The 16,926-nt window shown below is 59.9% G+C and carries 15 protein-coding genes; 3 read left to right on the top strand and 12 right to left on the bottom strand.

Annotation, left to right across the window (positions count from 1 at the left end; genetic code table 11):
* Positions 1-133: 133 nt before the first annotated feature.
* The 5 genes from ACQY8Q_RS27045 to ACQY8Q_RS27025 form a co-directional block, all read right to left on the bottom strand.
* Positions 134-349, bottom strand: a complete 216-nt coding sequence (locus ACQY8Q_RS27045; protein ID WP_060638944.1) for a cold-shock protein — start codon at positions 347-349, stop codon at positions 134-136.
* A 549-nt stretch (positions 350-898) separates the two neighbouring features.
* Positions 899-1,795 (bottom strand): DMT family transporter, encoded by an 897-nt coding sequence (locus ACQY8Q_RS27040; protein ID WP_428429635.1) that lies wholly within the window; start codon positions 1,793-1,795, stop codon positions 899-901.
* 143 nt (positions 1,796-1,938) lie between these two features.
* Positions 1,939-3,090: a PQQ-dependent sugar dehydrogenase gene (locus tag ACQY8Q_RS27035; protein WP_428429634.1), complete on the bottom strand. Its 1,152-nt coding sequence runs from the start codon at positions 3,088-3,090 to the stop codon at positions 1,939-1,941.
* A 74-nt stretch (positions 3,091-3,164) separates the two neighbouring features.
* Complete coding sequence (locus ACQY8Q_RS27030; protein ID WP_428429889.1) at positions 3,165-3,836, bottom strand: class GN sortase; 672 nt, start codon at positions 3,834-3,836, stop codon at positions 3,165-3,167.
* Positions 3,837-3,894: 58 nt separating this feature from the next.
* Complete coding sequence (locus ACQY8Q_RS27025; RefSeq protein ID WP_428429633.1) at positions 3,895-6,246, bottom strand: marine proteobacterial sortase target protein; 2,352 nt, start codon at positions 6,244-6,246, stop codon at positions 3,895-3,897.
* 459 nt (positions 6,247-6,705) lie between these two features.
* Here ACQY8Q_RS27025 and ACQY8Q_RS27020 point away from each other — a divergent pair, with 459 nt between their 5' ends.
* Positions 6,706-7,908: a pyridoxal phosphate-dependent aminotransferase gene (locus tag ACQY8Q_RS27020; protein WP_428429632.1), complete on the top strand. Its 1,203-nt coding sequence runs from the start codon at positions 6,706-6,708 to the stop codon at positions 7,906-7,908.
* A 191-nt stretch (positions 7,909-8,099) separates the two neighbouring features.
* The gene (locus tag ACQY8Q_RS27015) at positions 8,100-9,299 is read left to right on the top strand and encodes an MFS transporter (protein WP_428429630.1); all 1,200 of its coding nucleotides are present in this window, start codon (positions 8,100-8,102) and stop codon (positions 9,297-9,299) included.
* On the opposite strand, the gene ACQY8Q_RS27010 is transcribed toward ACQY8Q_RS27015, so the two are convergent.
* Entirely contained in the window at positions 9,284-10,177 is an 894-nt protein-coding gene (locus ACQY8Q_RS27010) for a LysR family transcriptional regulator (RefSeq protein ID WP_428429629.1), read from the bottom strand. The two genes, ACQY8Q_RS27015 and ACQY8Q_RS27010, sit on opposite strands and share 16 nt — an antisense overlap.
* Before the next feature lie 90 nt (positions 10,178-10,267).
* On the opposite strand from ACQY8Q_RS27010, the gene ACQY8Q_RS27005 reads away from it, so the two are divergent.
* Entirely contained in the window at positions 10,268-11,311 is a 1,044-nt protein-coding gene (locus tag ACQY8Q_RS27005) for an NAD(P)H-binding protein (protein WP_428429628.1), read from the top strand.
* Here the strand turns inward: ACQY8Q_RS27005 and ACQY8Q_RS27000 are convergent.
* The 6 genes from ACQY8Q_RS27000 to ACQY8Q_RS26975 all read right to left on the bottom strand — a co-directional run bounded on the left by ACQY8Q_RS27000 (position 11,301) and on the right by ACQY8Q_RS26975 (position 16,868).
* The gene (locus tag ACQY8Q_RS27000) at positions 11,301-12,242 is read right to left on the bottom strand and encodes a lytic transglycosylase domain-containing protein (protein ID WP_428429627.1); all 942 of its coding nucleotides are present in this window, start codon (positions 12,240-12,242) and stop codon (positions 11,301-11,303) included. The genes ACQY8Q_RS27005 and ACQY8Q_RS27000 overlap by 11 nt on opposite strands.
* Before the next feature lie 64 nt (positions 12,243-12,306).
* A complete protein-coding gene (locus ACQY8Q_RS26995) occupies positions 12,307-12,810 on the bottom strand; it encodes an N-acetyltransferase family protein (RefSeq protein ID WP_428429626.1) in 504 nt (167 codons plus the stop codon).
* Positions 12,811-12,872: 62 nt separating this feature from the next.
* Positions 12,873-13,673 carry an aminoglycoside phosphotransferase family protein gene (locus tag ACQY8Q_RS26990; protein WP_428429625.1) on the bottom strand — a complete coding sequence of 267 codons (801 nt, stop codon included), beginning with the start codon at positions 13,671-13,673 and terminating at the stop codon, positions 12,873-12,875.
* Positions 13,674-13,827: 154 nt separating this feature from the next.
* Positions 13,828-14,952 (bottom strand): alkene reductase, encoded by a 1,125-nt coding sequence (locus tag ACQY8Q_RS26985; protein ID WP_428429623.1) that lies wholly within the window; start codon positions 14,950-14,952, stop codon positions 13,828-13,830.
* Positions 14,953-15,021: 69 nt separating this feature from the next.
* Positions 15,022-15,315 carry an ArsR/SmtB family transcription factor gene (locus ACQY8Q_RS26980; RefSeq protein WP_428429622.1) on the bottom strand — a complete coding sequence of 98 codons (294 nt, stop codon included), beginning with the start codon at positions 15,313-15,315 and terminating at the stop codon, positions 15,022-15,024.
* 656 nt (positions 15,316-15,971) lie between these two features.
* A complete protein-coding gene (locus tag ACQY8Q_RS26975) occupies positions 15,972-16,868 on the bottom strand; it encodes a LysR family transcriptional regulator VtlR (RefSeq protein ID WP_113245712.1) in 897 nt (298 codons plus the stop codon).
* Between the last annotated feature and the right edge of the window lie 58 nt (positions 16,869-16,926).

Below are 16,926 nucleotides of genomic sequence, written 5' to 3'. Positions count from 1 at the left end.
TGTTTTCGGCCGGACAATTCAGTCCTTGATGATGAAGCCAGATTAATATGGCGAAACTGAACGCAGGCTGAATAAAAAAACCCGGCAACGAGGCCGGGCTTCATCGTGAATGGACTGCAGAAAAACGCGGTTGTTAGCTCGAAACCTGCAGGTTGACTGCCTTTGGGCCTTTGCCACGGCGGTCTGGTTCAGTGTCGAAGCTGACCTTCTGGTTTTCCGATAGCCCGTTCAGGCCCGAAGCCTGGACTGCTGAGATATGGACAAAGATGTCAGCGCCACCATTGTCCGGCTTGATGAAACCAAAGCCCTTGTCGGTGTTGAAGAATTTAACAATGCCAGTCTCGGCCATGCGTCAGGTCCTTTTTCCTCTGCCCGGATGCGGCGGGCAGCATTACAATGTTTTGCCCAAAGGGCGTGCGGCAGGCAGTTCTCGACTATGAGGAAAGGGTCCTGTAATTGCAGCCAGCCATCGACGAACTCCCGTCTTTGTCTTGCCACCCGGAACATTGTGCGTGTCCGGCGCGCGTGAATATAAAGGTCTTCCCGTGTTCGCAAATTGCCCGAACACAGTAAGCTTGCTGTGTTTATTTTAAATTGGCAAGCAAAAGTTTTTTGAAACAAGTGTGCCGTTTTGGTTTGTTTAAAAAGCCATCAACTGCCAAAAAATGCGGTCCTCCGGCTGATATACTGCAAGTAATTGAAAATATTGCCATTTGGCTGTGGATGCGCATTTTCTGAGCCGTTTGCGACGCAGAGTGTCGCAGAGGGCTAATGTAACGCAGGCCACTCCGATCGCGGATTTCAAATATTAACCGTTTGATAAAACTTGGTACGTGTCTGCATCCTAATGCAATACGGCCCGTGTTGATAAACCTCTAGCCCTACTACTCGCGAGGTATCAGGCGCCCGCGGCGATGCGCTTGGGTTTTGTCAATTCCGGCACGATTTCGGCAATCAGCATGGCAGCAAAGATCGTCGCGCAGCCGATATAGCCGATGATGGTGATGGTTTCTCCGAGCAGCAGAACGCCAAGCAGGGCTGCAAACAATGCTTCGCTCGACAGGAAGATTGCTGCCTGTGGCGCTGTCGTGTAGCGCTGGCCGACCACCTGGCAGATGAAGCCGATACCGCTGGAAAAGAAACCGGCATAGAGGATTTCGGGCAGGGCGTTGGTGATGGCGGTCATGTCGAGCGGTTCGAACATCGCCCCGGCCAGGCAGCCAAAAACGGCACAGACGGCAAACTGTACCACGCAAAGCAGCATCGGCCGGCCGGTACTGCCGACGAAAATGCCGACCAGCATGACCTGAAGCGCCCAGAAGACGGCGCAGATAATTGTCAGGGCATCGCCGTTGTTGAGGCCGGCCAGCGTGCCGCCGCTGAGAAGGAAGATGCCCAATAGGGCCAAACTGGCGGCTGGCCAGATGACCCAGTGCGGCTTGCGGCGCAGGAAGACCACGGTCAGGATCGGCACGAACACGACGTAGAGCCCGGTCAGGAAACCGGAATTAGTGACGCTGGTGGTCAGGAGACCAAGCTGCTGGGTCATCGCACCGGCAAACAGCGCCAGCCCGATCCAGAGGAAATTGCGGATGCTGGATTTCGGCATCGGCGCTGTTGCCTTGCGATGCTCCCACAAAGCCAGCGGTGCCGCGACCGCAGTTGCAATGGCAAAGCGAAGGCCGATGAACCACATCGGACCGATCGAATCCATCGCCGTCGATTGCGCGACAAAACCGGCGCCCCAGATGGCGCCGGATAAAAGCAGGAAGAGATTGGCCTGGATGCGGGTCACGATGCTGCTCCTGATGTTTTTGGCACGAGGGCCACGCATCGGAACGATTTCAGGGCAGCAGTGCGATGGATCCTATGAGCACTTGAGCTAACATCTGCATCAATTTTCGGCAAGCACCAGCTCGCCGCGAAAAGGGTAGTCTATCAGGACCGATTGCCGGGCGCGGAAACCCGCAGCAGCGCACCGTCGTCTCCATCGGTCAGCATCAGGATCGATCCGTCTGGTGCAACCTTGACGTCACGGATGCGTCCGAACTCACCCTCGAACAACCGCTCTTCGGCAACGACCGCGCCGCTGTCATCGCGCTCCAGTCGCGCCAGCAGCTCGGATTTCAGTGCTGTCACCAACAGGTTTCCGTTCCATTGTGGAAACATCGCGCCGCGATAGACGTCGATGGCACCGGGTGCGATGGATGGATCCCAGTAGTGCAGAGGCTGCTCGTAGCCGTCGGCCGCCTGTCCGACGCCGATTTTGACGCCGGAGTAATCCTTGCCGAAGGTGATGAGGGGCCAGCCATAGTTCTTGCCCGGCTCCGGCGTGTTGATCTCGTCGCCGCCGCGTGCACCATGTTCAACGGTCAAGAGCTGGCCATTGTCCGGGTCGATGGTGATGCCCTGCGGATTGCGGTGGCCTTTCGACCAGAGTTCTGCAAGTCCGGCTTTGCCATCCTTGTAGGGGTTATCGGCCGGGATGCTGCCATCCGGCTTGATATGCAAAATGGCGCCCGCGTGGTCGCGCATGTCCTGCGCCCGGTCCCGTTCGCCCCGATCGCCGATGCCGAAGAACAGGCTGCCATCGGCGGCAACCACGATCCGCGATCCGAAATGCTGGCCCTTGCTGGTGAACTTGTTCATCCGGAACAGTTCCTGCACCTGCGTCAGGCTTTTCCCGTCCTTGGACAGGACCGCGCGGACGATGGCTGTTCCGTAGCCATTGTCATTTTCAGCGGCCATGGAAAGGAACAGCGTGCGGTTATCAGCAAATCCGGGATCAAGCGCGACATCGAGAAGCCCACCCTGTCCCTGCCGCGCCACCTCCGGCACACCGCTGATTGGCTGGGATGCCTTGCCGCCGCGGATGATGCGAAGCGTGCCGCCAAGCTCGGTGACGATATAAGCGCCATCCGGTAGAACTTCGACGGACCAAGGGTTGTCGAGACCGGATGTGATCGTATCGACCTGCACTGCGATCTTTTCGGTCGTAAACTGCTTCGGATCATCGGCCAGGACAGGGGCGGCAACCAGAGCAGATGCCAATCCGGCGGATTTCAACAGGCTTGCGAACGTCATCGTCATCTCATCTCCCAAGGGTACCCGTTGAAGCTGGGTCCTGGGAGGAAGCGATCAAGGCCGGGAGAGCGGTTTCGCGATCAAAAGGATTTGACCGGAAGTTTACCCGGTCCACCTTGCGCGGCGAGCGTAGATGGGCCTGCGTCCTCAACAAGTTCGGCATTGACGATATAGCGCAGGGGGCCTTGCTCGATCGCATCGAACGGCCAGCAGGTGGCAAGCACCAGATTGCGGCCCGGCGCACTGGCATTGATGCCGCTCTCGTCCCAACGGGCGATGCGGCTGGTGCCGGCGCGGAAGGTGAGGTTGGTTCCGTCCTTGCGGGTGATGACCAGAAGATCGCCCTGCTTGACGTCCTTCAGCCAGCGAAAATGGGTGTCGCGATGGGCGGCGATCACCGATGTGCCAAGTTCCCCCGGTGCCGGCGTATTGGCCAGGCGTGCCGGACCGAAGGCCAGAGCCTCGCCGCTGGCGCCCGAAAGCACGACTGCCGTTTTGCCGATCCGCAGTGCGGTGATTTCCGCCTCGGTGGAGAAATCGGCCCAGGGCCAGGGCTTGGCATTGGTTTCACCCTGGAGCTGGGCTTGGAAGCTGCGCTTCAGCAGCACCTGGGAAAACTCCGCCTTGGCCTTCATATAAACGCCCTTGCCGACCAGCATCACGCCTGCCAGTGCGATCAGAAGGATACCGGCCAGGACGACCGTCTCCAGTGCGTTGAGGCGCGCTAGAAAGCCGGCGCGCCCTTCCTTGATTGGCTCCTGTTTGTCCGATCCGGGCTTGTCCTGCTGCAGGATCGCATCGTTGCCAGGCTTATCGGACACGGCCACGCGCCTCCAGAACCAGGCCGCGCAGCTGCCAGCGCCACAGGCTGAAGGTCGTTGCTGCCATCAGGGCGAAAGCAAGCAACAGGAGGCCGATCAGGATATTGCGGTCGGCAAGCGTTGCGGTCTGCGGCAGGTCCACCTGTTTGCCGGCGTCGGCGATCACGCTGGCGGCGCGCGCCGTCGGGGCGGCAGCCATCCGGTCGGCAATCAGTGTTGCCTGCTGCTCGCTCTGTTCCAGCGATGCCTTGCGCTGGCCTTCCGGGATAACCTGCTGCGGTTTTTCGCCAAACACTTTTTTGAAATCCCAGCCCTTAGGCAGATTGAGCGGCATGTCGGTACTGACGACAGGCTCACCGGCCGGCCGGGACGGCGTCACATCGACGGCGACCAAGCTGGTGACGCGGGAGACGAGGTGGTTGGCCAGCGCCACCGTTTCGATCTGCTTGTCGAGGGCGGCGGCATCGTTCACCGCATAGGCATTGGCTTCCAGATCGTCGATCTTGCGGCGCGCCCAGAGTTTGGCAATGCCCGTGCCTTCAGACGCCTTGGCCACATCCATTTCGATGCGCCAGGGCTGGTTTCCGGTTTTGCCGATGATCTGCAGCTTGCCTGCTGCCGAGGTGCCATCAAGCGCTGCGGTCAGCACCACCGGCTCGCCGCTATAGAGGTCGGGCATCGGGTTCGGGGTGATATCCTGCGCATTGGCACCATCGAAGCTGACGGCGATGTCGGTCATGACAGGATTTTCGAGCTTGGTGAACAGCTCACCCATGCGCGCTGCAACCTGATCTTCCGAGCCGATCAGCGTGAACGTGCCACGGCCGATTTCGGCGGCCTTGGTCATGAAGTGCGTGTTCGGCGCCGAGCCGATACCGACGGTGAAGACACGGGCGTCGCCACGGTTCTTCGAAATCTCCTCAAACAGTTGCGCTTCGTTGCCGATTGCACCATCGGTGAGGAACACCACCTGCCGCAGGGCGCCGGGCGCGACGGGCCCTTGGGTGCGCAGAGCGGCTTCCAGCGCCGGCAGCATTTCGGTGCCGCCATCGGCAGTCAGACCGCGAACGAAGGCGATGGCGTTTTCACGGTTGTCCGGCGTTGCCGGGACGAGCGCGGGGAAATGCACGTCCATCGTGTCGTCAAAGCGGACGACGTTGAACTTGTCTTCGGCCTTGAGCTTCGAGATCGCCAGCGCCAGGCTATCGCGTGCCTGCTCGATCGATGGTCCAGCCATCGAGCCCGAATTGTCAATGACGAAGACGACTTCACGTTTTGCTGGTGTTTCCGTGGCAGCGGATGCGGCGGGAGGCGTGACGAAACCGAGCAGATAGGTCTTGCCGTTCAGCGTTTCGCGGAACAGGCCGGCATTCGGCTTCTTGCCGGCAATGGCATTCCAGCTCAGTTCAAAATCCTTGTCGGCCGGCACGCTGCCGCCCTTCAGCGAAATCTTGCGGGCCATGTCGTCGACGGTCTGCATGTCGGTCTGATGGAAAGGCGAGGTGACAGTGCCGAGCGGGAAGCCGGCATTGAGATTGACGGTCAGCGTTACCGGATTGATCTTCGCATTTTCAGTGGGATCAAGCACAGGGGCTGCGATCTTGTCGCGATCCGGAACGGGGTCATTGACGGCATAGCCGGTTTTGACATCGAGATCGACCGTCTGGACGATCGGATCGGGATTGTAGCGCGGGGCCACCACCATCGGGAACCGCAGCGAGAATTCGCCACCCGACTGGTGGACACTGCTCTGGTACTCGATCTGCACGACGATGGTTTCGCCGGGGCCGATATTCGCCACCTGATTGGTGAAGATGTTGGGGCGCTGCTGTTCGAGAAGCGCCGTCTTCTTGCCTCCGGCCTTTGCTTCCTCATAGACCCTGCGGGCTTCTTCCCGGGCCTTGATTTCCCCCTCGATGAAGCGGTCGCCGATCTGCATTTTCAGCGTATCGACAGCAGAGTTTTCCGGCAGCGGAAAGACATAGGTGCCTTCGACCCAGCCCTTGCTCGGGTTTTGGAAACGCTGTGTGACGCGGGTGCGGATGATCGGGCCGTTGACGTCGATCACAACATCCGTCGCCAGCTTCGGCGCCTCGACAAACGAGCCGGGCTCCTTGGACGGGAAGAGCAGGGCACCCGTGCCCATGTCGTTGGGGCGCACATAGCCGGAAAACCGCTGCGACTTGCTGTCATTCGTCTCAGCCATCGCATGCGAGAAAAAGCCCATGACGAACAGCAGAGAGAGTGTCACGGCGACCAGCGCCGTCAGGATCAGATACTCGATTTGCCGGCCGGTGATGCGGCGCGGCGGCTTGGCCGTATTCTCGGTGTTCAGAAGCATTGCAGGCCCCCTCGGCGCACATGGATTCGTATGCCTCCAGAAAAGGCTTCGAAATCGGCTGTTCAAGGACGGAATTGCGGCAGGCCAAGGCATTTGTTGTGACCAAATCAAGGCGTTGCGGAAATCGGTCAAAGCGTTTGTTTTTGATGAATAAATCTCAGTGGAGAAACGTTCTTGTTTCTCATGCTCGCGCTGCTGGCGAGATCAGCCGGATTCTTTAGCAGGGTTCAAAAAGCGGAGTCGTTTCAGTCGTCTGCGCGGCCAGGCCGACAAACTGATTCATCCAAACCTGTGATGTCACTGATGAAACATTGTCATGGTTACGCATTTTGCGGGTTTTCTGGGTTCTTTGCGCTTGAAACCGGGGCGGTCTTTCGACATACACCTAACCGCTATGGAGCCTGGCAGAGCCGCTCCATTGGCCGCATGCTGTTTCAACCTGATCAGGACAAACATATCATGGCCTTTCTTGCCGACGCCCTTTCCCGTGTAAAGCCATCCGCCACCATCGCCGTTTCCCAGAAAGCCCGGGAACTGAAAGCCAAGGGCCGCGATGTGATCGGGCTCGGCGCCGGAGAGCCGGATTTCGATACGCCTGATAATATCAAGAAGGCCGCCATCGACGCCATCAACCGCGGCGAGACGAAGTACACGCCGGTTTCGGGTATCCCGGAACTGCGCGAGGCAATTTCGAAGAAGTTCAAGCGCGAGAACAACCTCGACTACACCGCTGCCCAGACGATCGTCGGCACCGGTGGAAAACAGATTCTTTTCAACGCCTTCATGGCGACGATGAATCCGGGCGATGAAGTCGTTATCCCGGCCCCTTACTGGGTGTCCTACCCGGAGATGGTGGCGATTTGCGGCGGCACACCGGTGTTCGTCGAAGCGACACAGGCCAACAATTTCAAGCTGACCGCCGAAGACCTCGACAAGGCGATCACGGACAAGACCAAGTGGTTCATCTTCAACTCGCCGTCCAACCCGTCGGGCGCCGCCTATAGCCATGCCGAACTCAAGGCCCTGACCGACGTGCTCCTCAAGCACCCGCATGTCTGGGTCCTGACCGACGACATGTATGAGCACCTGACCTATGGCGACTTCAAGTTCGCCACGCCGGTGGAAGTCGAGCCGAAACTCTATGATCGCACGCTGACCATGAACGGCGTCTCCAAGGCCTATGCCATGACCGGCTGGCGTATCGGCTATGCGGCCGGGCCGCTGTCGCTGATCAAGGCGATGGACATGATCCAGGGCCAGCAGACCTCGGGCGCCTGCTCGATCGCCCAGTGGGCGGCCGTCGAGGCACTGAACGGCACTCAGGATTTCATTCCTGAGAACAAGAAGATCTTCGAAGGCCGCCGTGATCTGGTGGTGTCGATGCTCAACCAGGCCAAGGGTATTGAGTGCCCGTCGCCGGAAGGTGCGTTCTACGTCTATCCGTCCTGCAAGGGCCTGATCGGCAAGACATCGCCGAACGGCAAGCTGATCGAGACCGACGAGGACTTCGTCTCCGAACTGCTCGAATCCGAAGGCGTCGCCGTCGTCCACGGTTCGGCCTTCGGCCTCGGCCCGAATTTCCGTATCTCCTATGCGACCTCGGAAGAACTGCTCGAAGAAGCCTGCAAGCGCATCCAGCGCTTCTGCGGTGCCTGCAAGTAAGCAGCTCCACTGAGCGATAACGAACCCGCCGGAAACGGCGGGTTTTTTCGTTGGTGTTATGGGCGTTGTCGCGATCTCTTCCTGTCGCAAAATCTGGCCCTGATGCGGTAAATCTTCGTACCCCGACATGTCGCGCGGCTTCCGCTCCCGCCCAAATCCCGGTACACAGCGGCCTATCGAGGAGCCCAGTCATGACCATTGCGCCGCATCACAGGATCTATACCTGTTTCTTCCTGTTCGCCGTGTCGCTCGGCGCGTTGCTGGCCCGCATGCCGGATCTGCAGGTGGCGCTTGGAGTCAACAAATCCGAACTCGGACTGACCCTCATTGGCATGGCGGTCGGAGCGTTGATCTCGCTGACATTCTCCTCGCCGCTGATCGCCCATCTTGGCGCACGTACCACGGCCTTCATCACCATTCTCGGCACGGCCGCCTCGTTTGCGATCGTTCCGTGGGTCGGTGCCGCGCCACTGGTGTTCTGCGTGCTGTTCGTCGCCGGCCTGCTTGCCGGCGCGCTCGAAATCAATCTCAATGTCGAGATCGACCGGCTGGAAGCGCGGCTCGGGCGTGGCATCATGAACCGCGCCCATGGTTTCTGGAGCCTCGGTTTCTTCGTCACGGCACTGATTGCGTCTGGCGTTCGTCAGGGCGAAATCTCCATGCAGCTTCACCTGGCGGTGACGTTCGCCTTCGTGCTAGTCGTCGGTCTATTGGCTATCTCGGGTATCCGCAACGCCCCGGCCCGCGCCGTTTCGCATGAGGCCAAGGCGCCGCTGTTTGCCGTACCGACGGTTGGCCTCTTGCCGCTTTGCATTATCGGCATTGCCGCCTTCCTCGTCGAAGGTGCAGGGATCGACTGGTCGGCGATCTATATGCGCGACGTCTTTGCCGTCGAGCCGTTTATCGGCGGTCTCGGTTTGACGCTGTTCACCTTCTTCATGGCCATGGCCCGGCTGTTCATCGACCCGGTCGTCGACCGGTTCGGTGCCCGCAACGTCGCCTCGGTCCTGCTTGTCCTGTCGGCCATCGGTCTCACCGCCGTCTGGCTGGCACCACATGCCTATATCGCGCTGTTCGGCTTCGCGCTTATGGGCGGCGGATGCAGCGCGGTCTATCCGCTGGCGGTCTCGGCGGCCGCCCAGCGCACCGACAGGGCGGCACAGGTGAATGTGGCAGCCCTCGGCCAGGTAACGTTCATCGTCTTCTTTCTGGCACCGCCGTTGCTCGGCTTCATTGCCGAACATGCCGGCATCCGCACATCCTATCTCGTCTGCCTGCCGCTGATCATCTATGCGTTGTTTTCGGTCAAGGCTCTGGCACCACGGCGGGGATCGCACGGGCTGACGCAGGCTCCAGCCGGCGGCGTGCCGTCGGATCACCTGCCGATGTAGGCCAGCAAGCCGTCCACCAGCGCATCGAAGGTGGCGCGGCAACGCGGCGTGGTTTTGAGGTTTTCGTGCATGACGACGAAGGTCTCGAGCGGCAGCGCGAACTCCTTTTCGAACAGCCTGACGATCTCCGGATCGCGTCTGGCGAGCTCCACCTGACAGACGCCAATGCCGAAGCCGGCGCGGATGGCGGCCAGCTGCGCCAGATTGCTGTCGGCGCGGAAGGACGGACGCATCAGTTCGATCAGCGGTACGCGCTTGCGGATGGCCCGAACAAACGCGCTTTCGCGGTCAAAGCCGATGGTCCTGTGATCAAGCAGGTCTTCCAGCTTGCCCGGCATACCGTGTTTGTCGAGATAGCGACGGTGGGCGTGCAGTCCGAGCGGAATGCCGCCGATGCGCCGTGTGATCAAGGCATCCTGTTGCGGCTCGACCATGCGCACGGCGATATCGGCCTCCTGGCGCAGCAGGTCTTCGACGGCATCCGACAGCGACAGCTCGATGACGAGGTCCGGATACCGCTCACTGAGCGCTGTCAGTATCGGTGGCAGCACCTCGATGCCGATCACTTCACTGGCGCTGATCCGCACCGTGCCGCGCACCCCGCCGCCCTGTCCGGTGGCGGCCCGGAGGAGGGCAGCGGCATTCGCGGCCAACTGTTCCGCATGCGGTCTAAGGTCGATCGCTGCCTCCGTCGGGATCAGCCCCTGCGGCGAGCGGATGAACAGCTGGAAACCGATACCGGTTTCCAGCGCATCGATATGCCGGCCAATGGTCGGCTGCGTCAGCCCGAGCTCGCGGGCGGCGGCCGACAGTGATCCCTCCTGCAGCACGGTCAGGAAGGTGCGGTAGAAATCCCAGCTGGGTTCGATCTTGTTCATCTATTTTTGTATATCAGCTAAATTATTTTCGGCAATTCCGTTTAGTTGGAAAGAGTTCAGGATGGTCTCCATCGAACAAGGAGATCAGACATGACTGACCGCACAAAACAGATCGCTCTTATCCTCGGCGCGACCGGCGGTATCGGCGGCGCGGTGGCACGCAACTTGAAGGCCCGTGGCTGGACGATCCGCGCGCTCCATCGCGATGCAGCCGAAGCGGCCGCGAAAAATACGGATTTCGAATGGGTGCAGGGCGACGCGATGCGGGCAGATGATGTGCTTGCCGCAGCGCGTGGGGCAAGTCTGATCGTCCATGCCGTCAACCCGCCGGGATATCGCAACTGGGGAACGCTGGTCCTGCCGATGATCGACAATACCATCGCGGCGGCCAAGATAACTGGCGCCACGGTGCTGCTGCCCGGCACGATCTATAATTTCGGTCCCGATGCCTTTCCGCTGCTGCATGAAAAATCGCCGCAGAATCCGGTCACTGCCAAGGGAAAGATCCGCGCCGAAATGGAACGTCGCCTTGAAACCGCGTCACGGGAAGGCGTTCGCGTCATCATCGTCAGGGCAGGGGATTTCTTTGGCCCGGGCGCTGCCAATAGCTGGTTTTCGCAAGGTATCGTCACTCCCGGAAAGCCGGTAACCTCCGTCACCTATCCAGGCCGCAAGGGTATCGGCCATCAATGGGCCTATCTGCCGGATGTGGCCGAGACGATGGCGCGCCTCGTCGAGCGCCGCGAAACGTTGGCACCCTTCGCCGTCTATCATATGCAGGGCTTCTGGGATGATGATGGTACTCGTCTGGCCGCCGCGATCCGCCGTGCCAGCGGCAACCCGAACATGAAGGTCAAAGCCTTCCCCTGGTGGATGATGCCGTTTGCAGCACCGTTCGTGCCTTTGTTGAAAGAGCTGCGGGAGATGCGCTACATCTGGCAGGAGCCGCTGCGCATGCCCAATGACCGGCTGGTTGCCGCCATCGGTGCCGAACCCTGGACCCCGATCGACGAGGCCGTGCGCGCATCGCTTGCCGCCCTTGGCTGCCTGCCGCCGGAATTGGAGATGCCGCAGCGGGCTCTGGCAGCGCCGCACACGTCCGGCCCAGTTGCGGTGACACCAATCAGTTCTTGAAGACGATGCAGGCGTCGCCGGTCTTGCGGATTTGCGTACAGACCGCGTCGGCTTCCGCCCGTGTCTCACGGCCAATGCGGGCAGTGTAGCGTAGCCGGTTGCCAAAAGCCCGGTTGCGCTCGCGCTGGATCAGCGGTTTCTCGGCATTGAGCGGTGAGGGCATCCGGCTGACTGTGGCCAGAAACAGCCGCTCTGCCACGCTCTTTTGGAAATGCGCTGACAGCTGCGCTCCCCAGGGCGCCCAGGCGCCTTCCTCGGCAAACTCCACCTCTTTCAGCCGCCGCTTGTCGGCAAGCGCGGTGCAGGCATCGTAGAAGGATTTGTCCTTGTCGAGCCGCAGGTCGAGCGCTGCCGGTGGATTGTCCTTCCATTCCTCGATCGGATGGGCGGTGATGGCAAGCACATAGGCGCGGGTTTCGGACGGCAAATTGCCGGTCGCGAGAAATGCACTCAGCCCGCCTTCGCCAGCATTATAGGCGGCAGCTGCAAATCCGAGATTGCCGAAGCGGTCGCGCAGGACGTCGAGATATTCGGCCGATTTCCCCAAGGCTTCCAGTGCGTCGAAGCTGTTGTTGAGGCCGCGCAGTTTTGCGGTCGAAGGGATGAATTGCGCAATACCCTCGGCACCCTTGGGGCTGACGGCATCCGGCCGGAACAGGCTTTCCTTCCAGATCAGCCGCGCAAAGAAATCGGGTGGCAGCGCATTGGTTTCGGCGAAATGGCCAAGCGCCGTGCAGATGTCGCGGCTGTAGCTGCGGGCGCGGACGCAAAGCGTCGTATCTGCCGTGGTCGTGGAATAGACGCAGGGTGGCGCACGCCACTCCGGTTGCGCAACGGCTGTCCGGCTGTTTGAGAACGTCCCGGCGAGTAAGGCAAGGGCAATCAGCGTTGCCAGCCATGCCCATTCATACCGCCATCTTATGTGTTTCATCTGCGCAGGGGCCATCTGTCTCGACAGTCCGTGATAGCACCGATCGGATGAAATCCGGAGCCGTTTATGATTTCTCGGGCAACGTCAACTGCATGAAGGTCAGGTCCAGCCAGCGGCCGAACTTGGTACCGACTTCCTTCATCTGGCCGGTGATCTCGAAGCCGAGTTTTTCGTGCAGCCGGATCGACCCTATATTGTTGGCCTCGATGCCGGCAACCATCACATGTTTGCCGCAGGCGGCTGCCCGCTCGATCAGGGCAAGCATCAGGAGCTTGCCGATGCCGCCGCCGCGCTGGTTCTTCTCGACATAGACGGAGTGCTCGACGGTGTGGCGATAACCATCGAAGGCGCGCCAGTCGCCAAAGGAGGCATAACCGGCAATCGTGCCGTCATCGGTGACCGCCACCAGCACCGGATAGCCGAGACGCTTGCGCTCGGTGAACCATGCGGCGCGATTTTCGAGGTCGACCTGCGTATCGTTCCAGATCGCCGTCGTGTTGAGCACGGCATCGTTGTAGATGTCGCGGATGGCGGGCAGGTCGGTCTCTTCGGCGTCGCGCAGGTGCATCAGGGGTCTCCAGAATTTGCCGAAGCTCTAAGCCGCGACAACGGCGTTGTACAGCCGGTAAATCAGGCCCCGTTGTTCAATTCCGCAGCGGCCATTTCAGCGACATGAAGAGCCGGTGCCGGATCGCCGCCATCCTCAAGGAACCACGCGGCGGAAAGTCCCGCATAGGCGATGATCCAGCGCAGCAGCCGTTCCGGCTCATGGCCTGATTCCAGCGCTACGATGGGGAGTTGACGGCGCAGTCTTGCGGGGTCCTTCGTCGTCGGCAGGTCTGGATTGCAGAACAGGTTGGCATAGTCGTAGCCGCGTTCGCCAAGCAAGCCCTTCGGGTCGATGGCCAACCAGCCCCGGTCTTCGAAATCGAGAATATTGCTGTGATGGATATCGCCGTGCAGCACGCCGGTTTGGAGCGGATTGGCAAGCAGTGCTTTGGCAACTGTATGCGAGGTCCTGAAGAGACCGCCATGGGCCAAGGATGCGGCTTCCAGTGCACGGAACCAGATATCGAGGGGGACAAGCTCGGGATCGGGTTTTTCGGACGGCTTATGCAGGGTCCGGACGGTGCCGCAGATGATCCGGCTTGCCGCATCGTCTTCATCGGTCATCGCCATGGACAGCAGCGAGCGCTGGCCTTCTGCCCGCTCAAGCAGGATCGCCTCATCCTCATGGGCATAGACCTTGGCGGCACCTTCGCCATCCCACCATTGCATCAGTAAACCGCCGCGTTTTTCCCCGTCTATGGTCGCAACCTTCAGCATCGCGGGAAGGCCCTGCCAGCGGACAGCAAGGAGGCGGCTGGAGTGGGTGACGATTGGCGTGCCGTCGGGCACGAGGGCCCAGGCCTGGATGAAATGGTCGAACATTATGCGTCTTTCGCTTACCTCCCCCTTGAGGGGGGAGGTCGCAGCGTCGCTGCGGGGGGGCGCCGCGAGCATTATAGCGGATTGCGGCCTGCTGAATATCACCCCACCCCGGCACTCACGTGCCGACCCTCCCCCTCAAGGGGAGGGTGGATGTTTAGGCGACCTGCTGCTCGAGCGCCGGATAGTCCGTATAACCCTTGGCACCACCACCGTAGAAGGTGGCCTGATCCGGCGTGTTGAGGGGGGCGTTGTTCTTCAGGCGCTCGACCAGATCCGGGTTGGAAATGAACGGCTTGCCGAAGGCGACGAGGTCGGTCTTGCCGTCCTTGACGGACTGGATGGCGAGGTCGCGGTCGTAACCATTGTTGGTCATCCATGCGGCCTTGCCACCGGCCTTTTCATAGGCGTCGCGGAGCGCCGCATAGTCGAACGGCTTGTCGCCCTGCTGGAAGTCGCGTGGGCCACCGGTCGCGCCCTCGATGATGTGGATATAGGACAACTTGTACTTGGCCAGTCCCTCGACGACGTAGGTGAACAGTGTCTGCGCATCGGGATCGGACGAGTCGTTGGCAGGCGTCACAGGTGAAATGCGGATGCCGGTCCGACCTTCGCCGATTTCCTTGGTGATGGCATCGACGACCTCAAACAGGAAGCGTGCACGATTTTCGATCGGACCACCATACTCGTCGGTGCGGACATTGGAGCCCGAGCGCAGGAACTGGTCGATCAGATAACCGTTGGCCGCATGGATCTCGACGCCGTCAAAACCGGCATCGACCGCCGCGCGGGCGGCCTTGCGGTAGTCTTCGATAATGCCCGGGATTTCGGAGAGTGCGAGCGCACGCGGCTCCGAGGTTTCGGCAAACGTTCCGGTGCCGTCCTCATTGATCAGATAGGTCTTCGACTTCGCCTGGATGGCCGAGGCCGATACCGGCTTGCCGCCGTCCGGCTGCAGTGTGGTGTGGGAGATACGACCGACATGCCACATCTGCACGACGATCTTGCCGCCCGCCTTGTGCACGGCATTGGTCACCTGTCTCCAGCCGTCCAGCGCTTCCTTGGTGTAGAGGCCGGGAACGTCGGCATAACCTTGACCCTGCTGGGTGATCGCAGTCGCTTCGGTGATCAGAAGGCCGGCGGAGGCGCGCTGTTCGTAATAGGTGACGTTGAGCGTGTTCGGCACAGCGCCCGGCGAACGGTTGCGGGTCAGGGGCGCCATCACGATGCGGTTGGCAAGCTCGATGTCGCCGATCTTGATCGGGTCGAAGAGGGAAGTCATGGGAAGTCCTTTTCGTTCGTTGCGGGGGTATTTGTCTTGGGAGGATAAATCGCTGGGCAAGGCTGCCGGTCAGAGCGTGTTGCTGATCTCTTTCAGGAACGCCTCGATCGTGTCTTCGTTCCGCTTGTAGAAAATCCACTGGCCGACGCGCTTGGTGGTGACCAGATCGGCACGCTGCAGGATCGACAGATGGCCAGACACGGTCGATTGCGACAGGCCGCAGCGTTCGAACTGGCTGGCGCAGATACCCATGTCCAGCGGATGATGCTGGCTGGAGAAGTGCACGTCCGGTTCCTTCATCCAGCCGAGCATCTCGATGCGCTTGGGATGGGCCAGGGCTTTGAGGATTTCGTCTTTGTCCATCAGTCGATTCTTTATCGCTAAATTACGATATGCCGATGGGTAGATCGGAAATTTCCGATATTCAAATCACGCTTTCGTGAAATACAGGGGCGTGCAAATTGTGGGGAGGGGAAAATCTGGGCAAAAAAAGAGGGCCACTGGAGGACAGGGCCCTTTTAGATGTGAAGGTTATAGAAACCTCCAGAGGGGAACAGCTGCTGCGGTGGTACTGGGAGGAAAAGACCACCAAAATGCATCAGCTGAACTGTATGTGGGAAAGCCCTGATGGCATTTCAATGCCGCGCCGCAAAAAATATTGCAACCATAGGGATGTTCTTGAAATCTGGGCAAAAAAAGAGGGCCACAAGAAAAACTTGGGCCCTTTATAGTTATGAAGGTAATTAAACCTCCAGAGGGGAACAGCTGCTGCGGTGGCACTGGGAGGAAAAAGCCACCAAGATGCATCAGCTGCAGTCGGTATGATGGTTTTTTGGGCTATTCGCAATGATTTAATATGCATGACAGCCATGTGCCGGATGCAGCCCTGCGTAATTTTCAGGCGATTTCAATTCCTTACACCCCTTGTAATCTCGTGGGTATGGGGAAAAATCAGTTAAAACAACAGTTTGTCTAGAAGGAATATAGAGAGCGTTTTTTGTGCAGGCGCGAAGGGCGCATCAGAAGGCCCAGTTGCGGGCCTTCGCGACGATGAAATCACGGAAGACTTTCAGCTTGGCAGCGTTCTTCATCTCGTCCGGATAGCAGAAATAGGTATCGAAAGACGGAATCTCGGCACCGATCGGAAGTTGAATCAGTCCGGGATCGCGGCCAACGATATAGTCGGGCATCATGGCGATGCCGATGCCGAGCAGGCAGGCGCGTTTGATCGAGGTCTGGCTGTTGATCTGCAGGTGCGAGGGGCGGGGATTGTCCGAATCCCGGCCGGCGATCTCCAGCCAGTTGACGTCGAGCAGATAGTTCGGTGCCGGCTCGCCAAAGGTGATGATCCGGTGGTTATCCAGATCCTCGACCGACTGCGGTTCGCCAAACTTGTTGATGTAGGAGGGCGCCGCATAGACATGCATGTGGACGGTGAACAGCTTGCGCTGGATAAGGTCGGACTGCTGCGGCTGGCGCAGGCGGATGGCGCAATCGGCATGGCGCATGTTCACATCCAGTTCCTCATTGTCGAGGATCAGCTGCACCTGCATGTCGGGATAAAGCGACAGGAATTCCTGCACCTTGTCGGTCAGCCAGCCTTGGCCGAGGCCAACGGTGGTGGTGATGCGCAGCTTGCCGGATGGCTTGTCGGTGTTTTCGGTCAGCTGGACTTTGACGCTTTCCAGCTTCATCAGCACTTCATGGGCGGTGCGATAGAGGATTTCGCCCTGTTCGGTGAGGATCAGGCCGCGGGCATGGCGATGGAAAAGCTTGATACCGACATCCTGCTCCAGCGAGGAGACCTGGCGGCTGATGGCCGATTGGGACAGGTGCAGCTTGTCGGCCGCATGGGTGAACGATCCCGCTTCCGCCGCCGCATGGAAAATACGCAGTTTGTCCCAGTCTAGCGGCATGATGTCCCCCAATAAATGCTCGTGGCGGAAAACGGCTCGGTGTTTCCCGCCATAAGGC

Source organism: Pararhizobium sp. (assembly GCF_965279435.1).
Lineage (GTDB): Bacteria > Pseudomonadota > Alphaproteobacteria > Rhizobiales > Rhizobiaceae > Pararhizobium.
The sequence above is the reverse complement of the archived record's forward strand: the minus strand, read 5'-3'. Positions and strand labels throughout refer to the sequence as shown.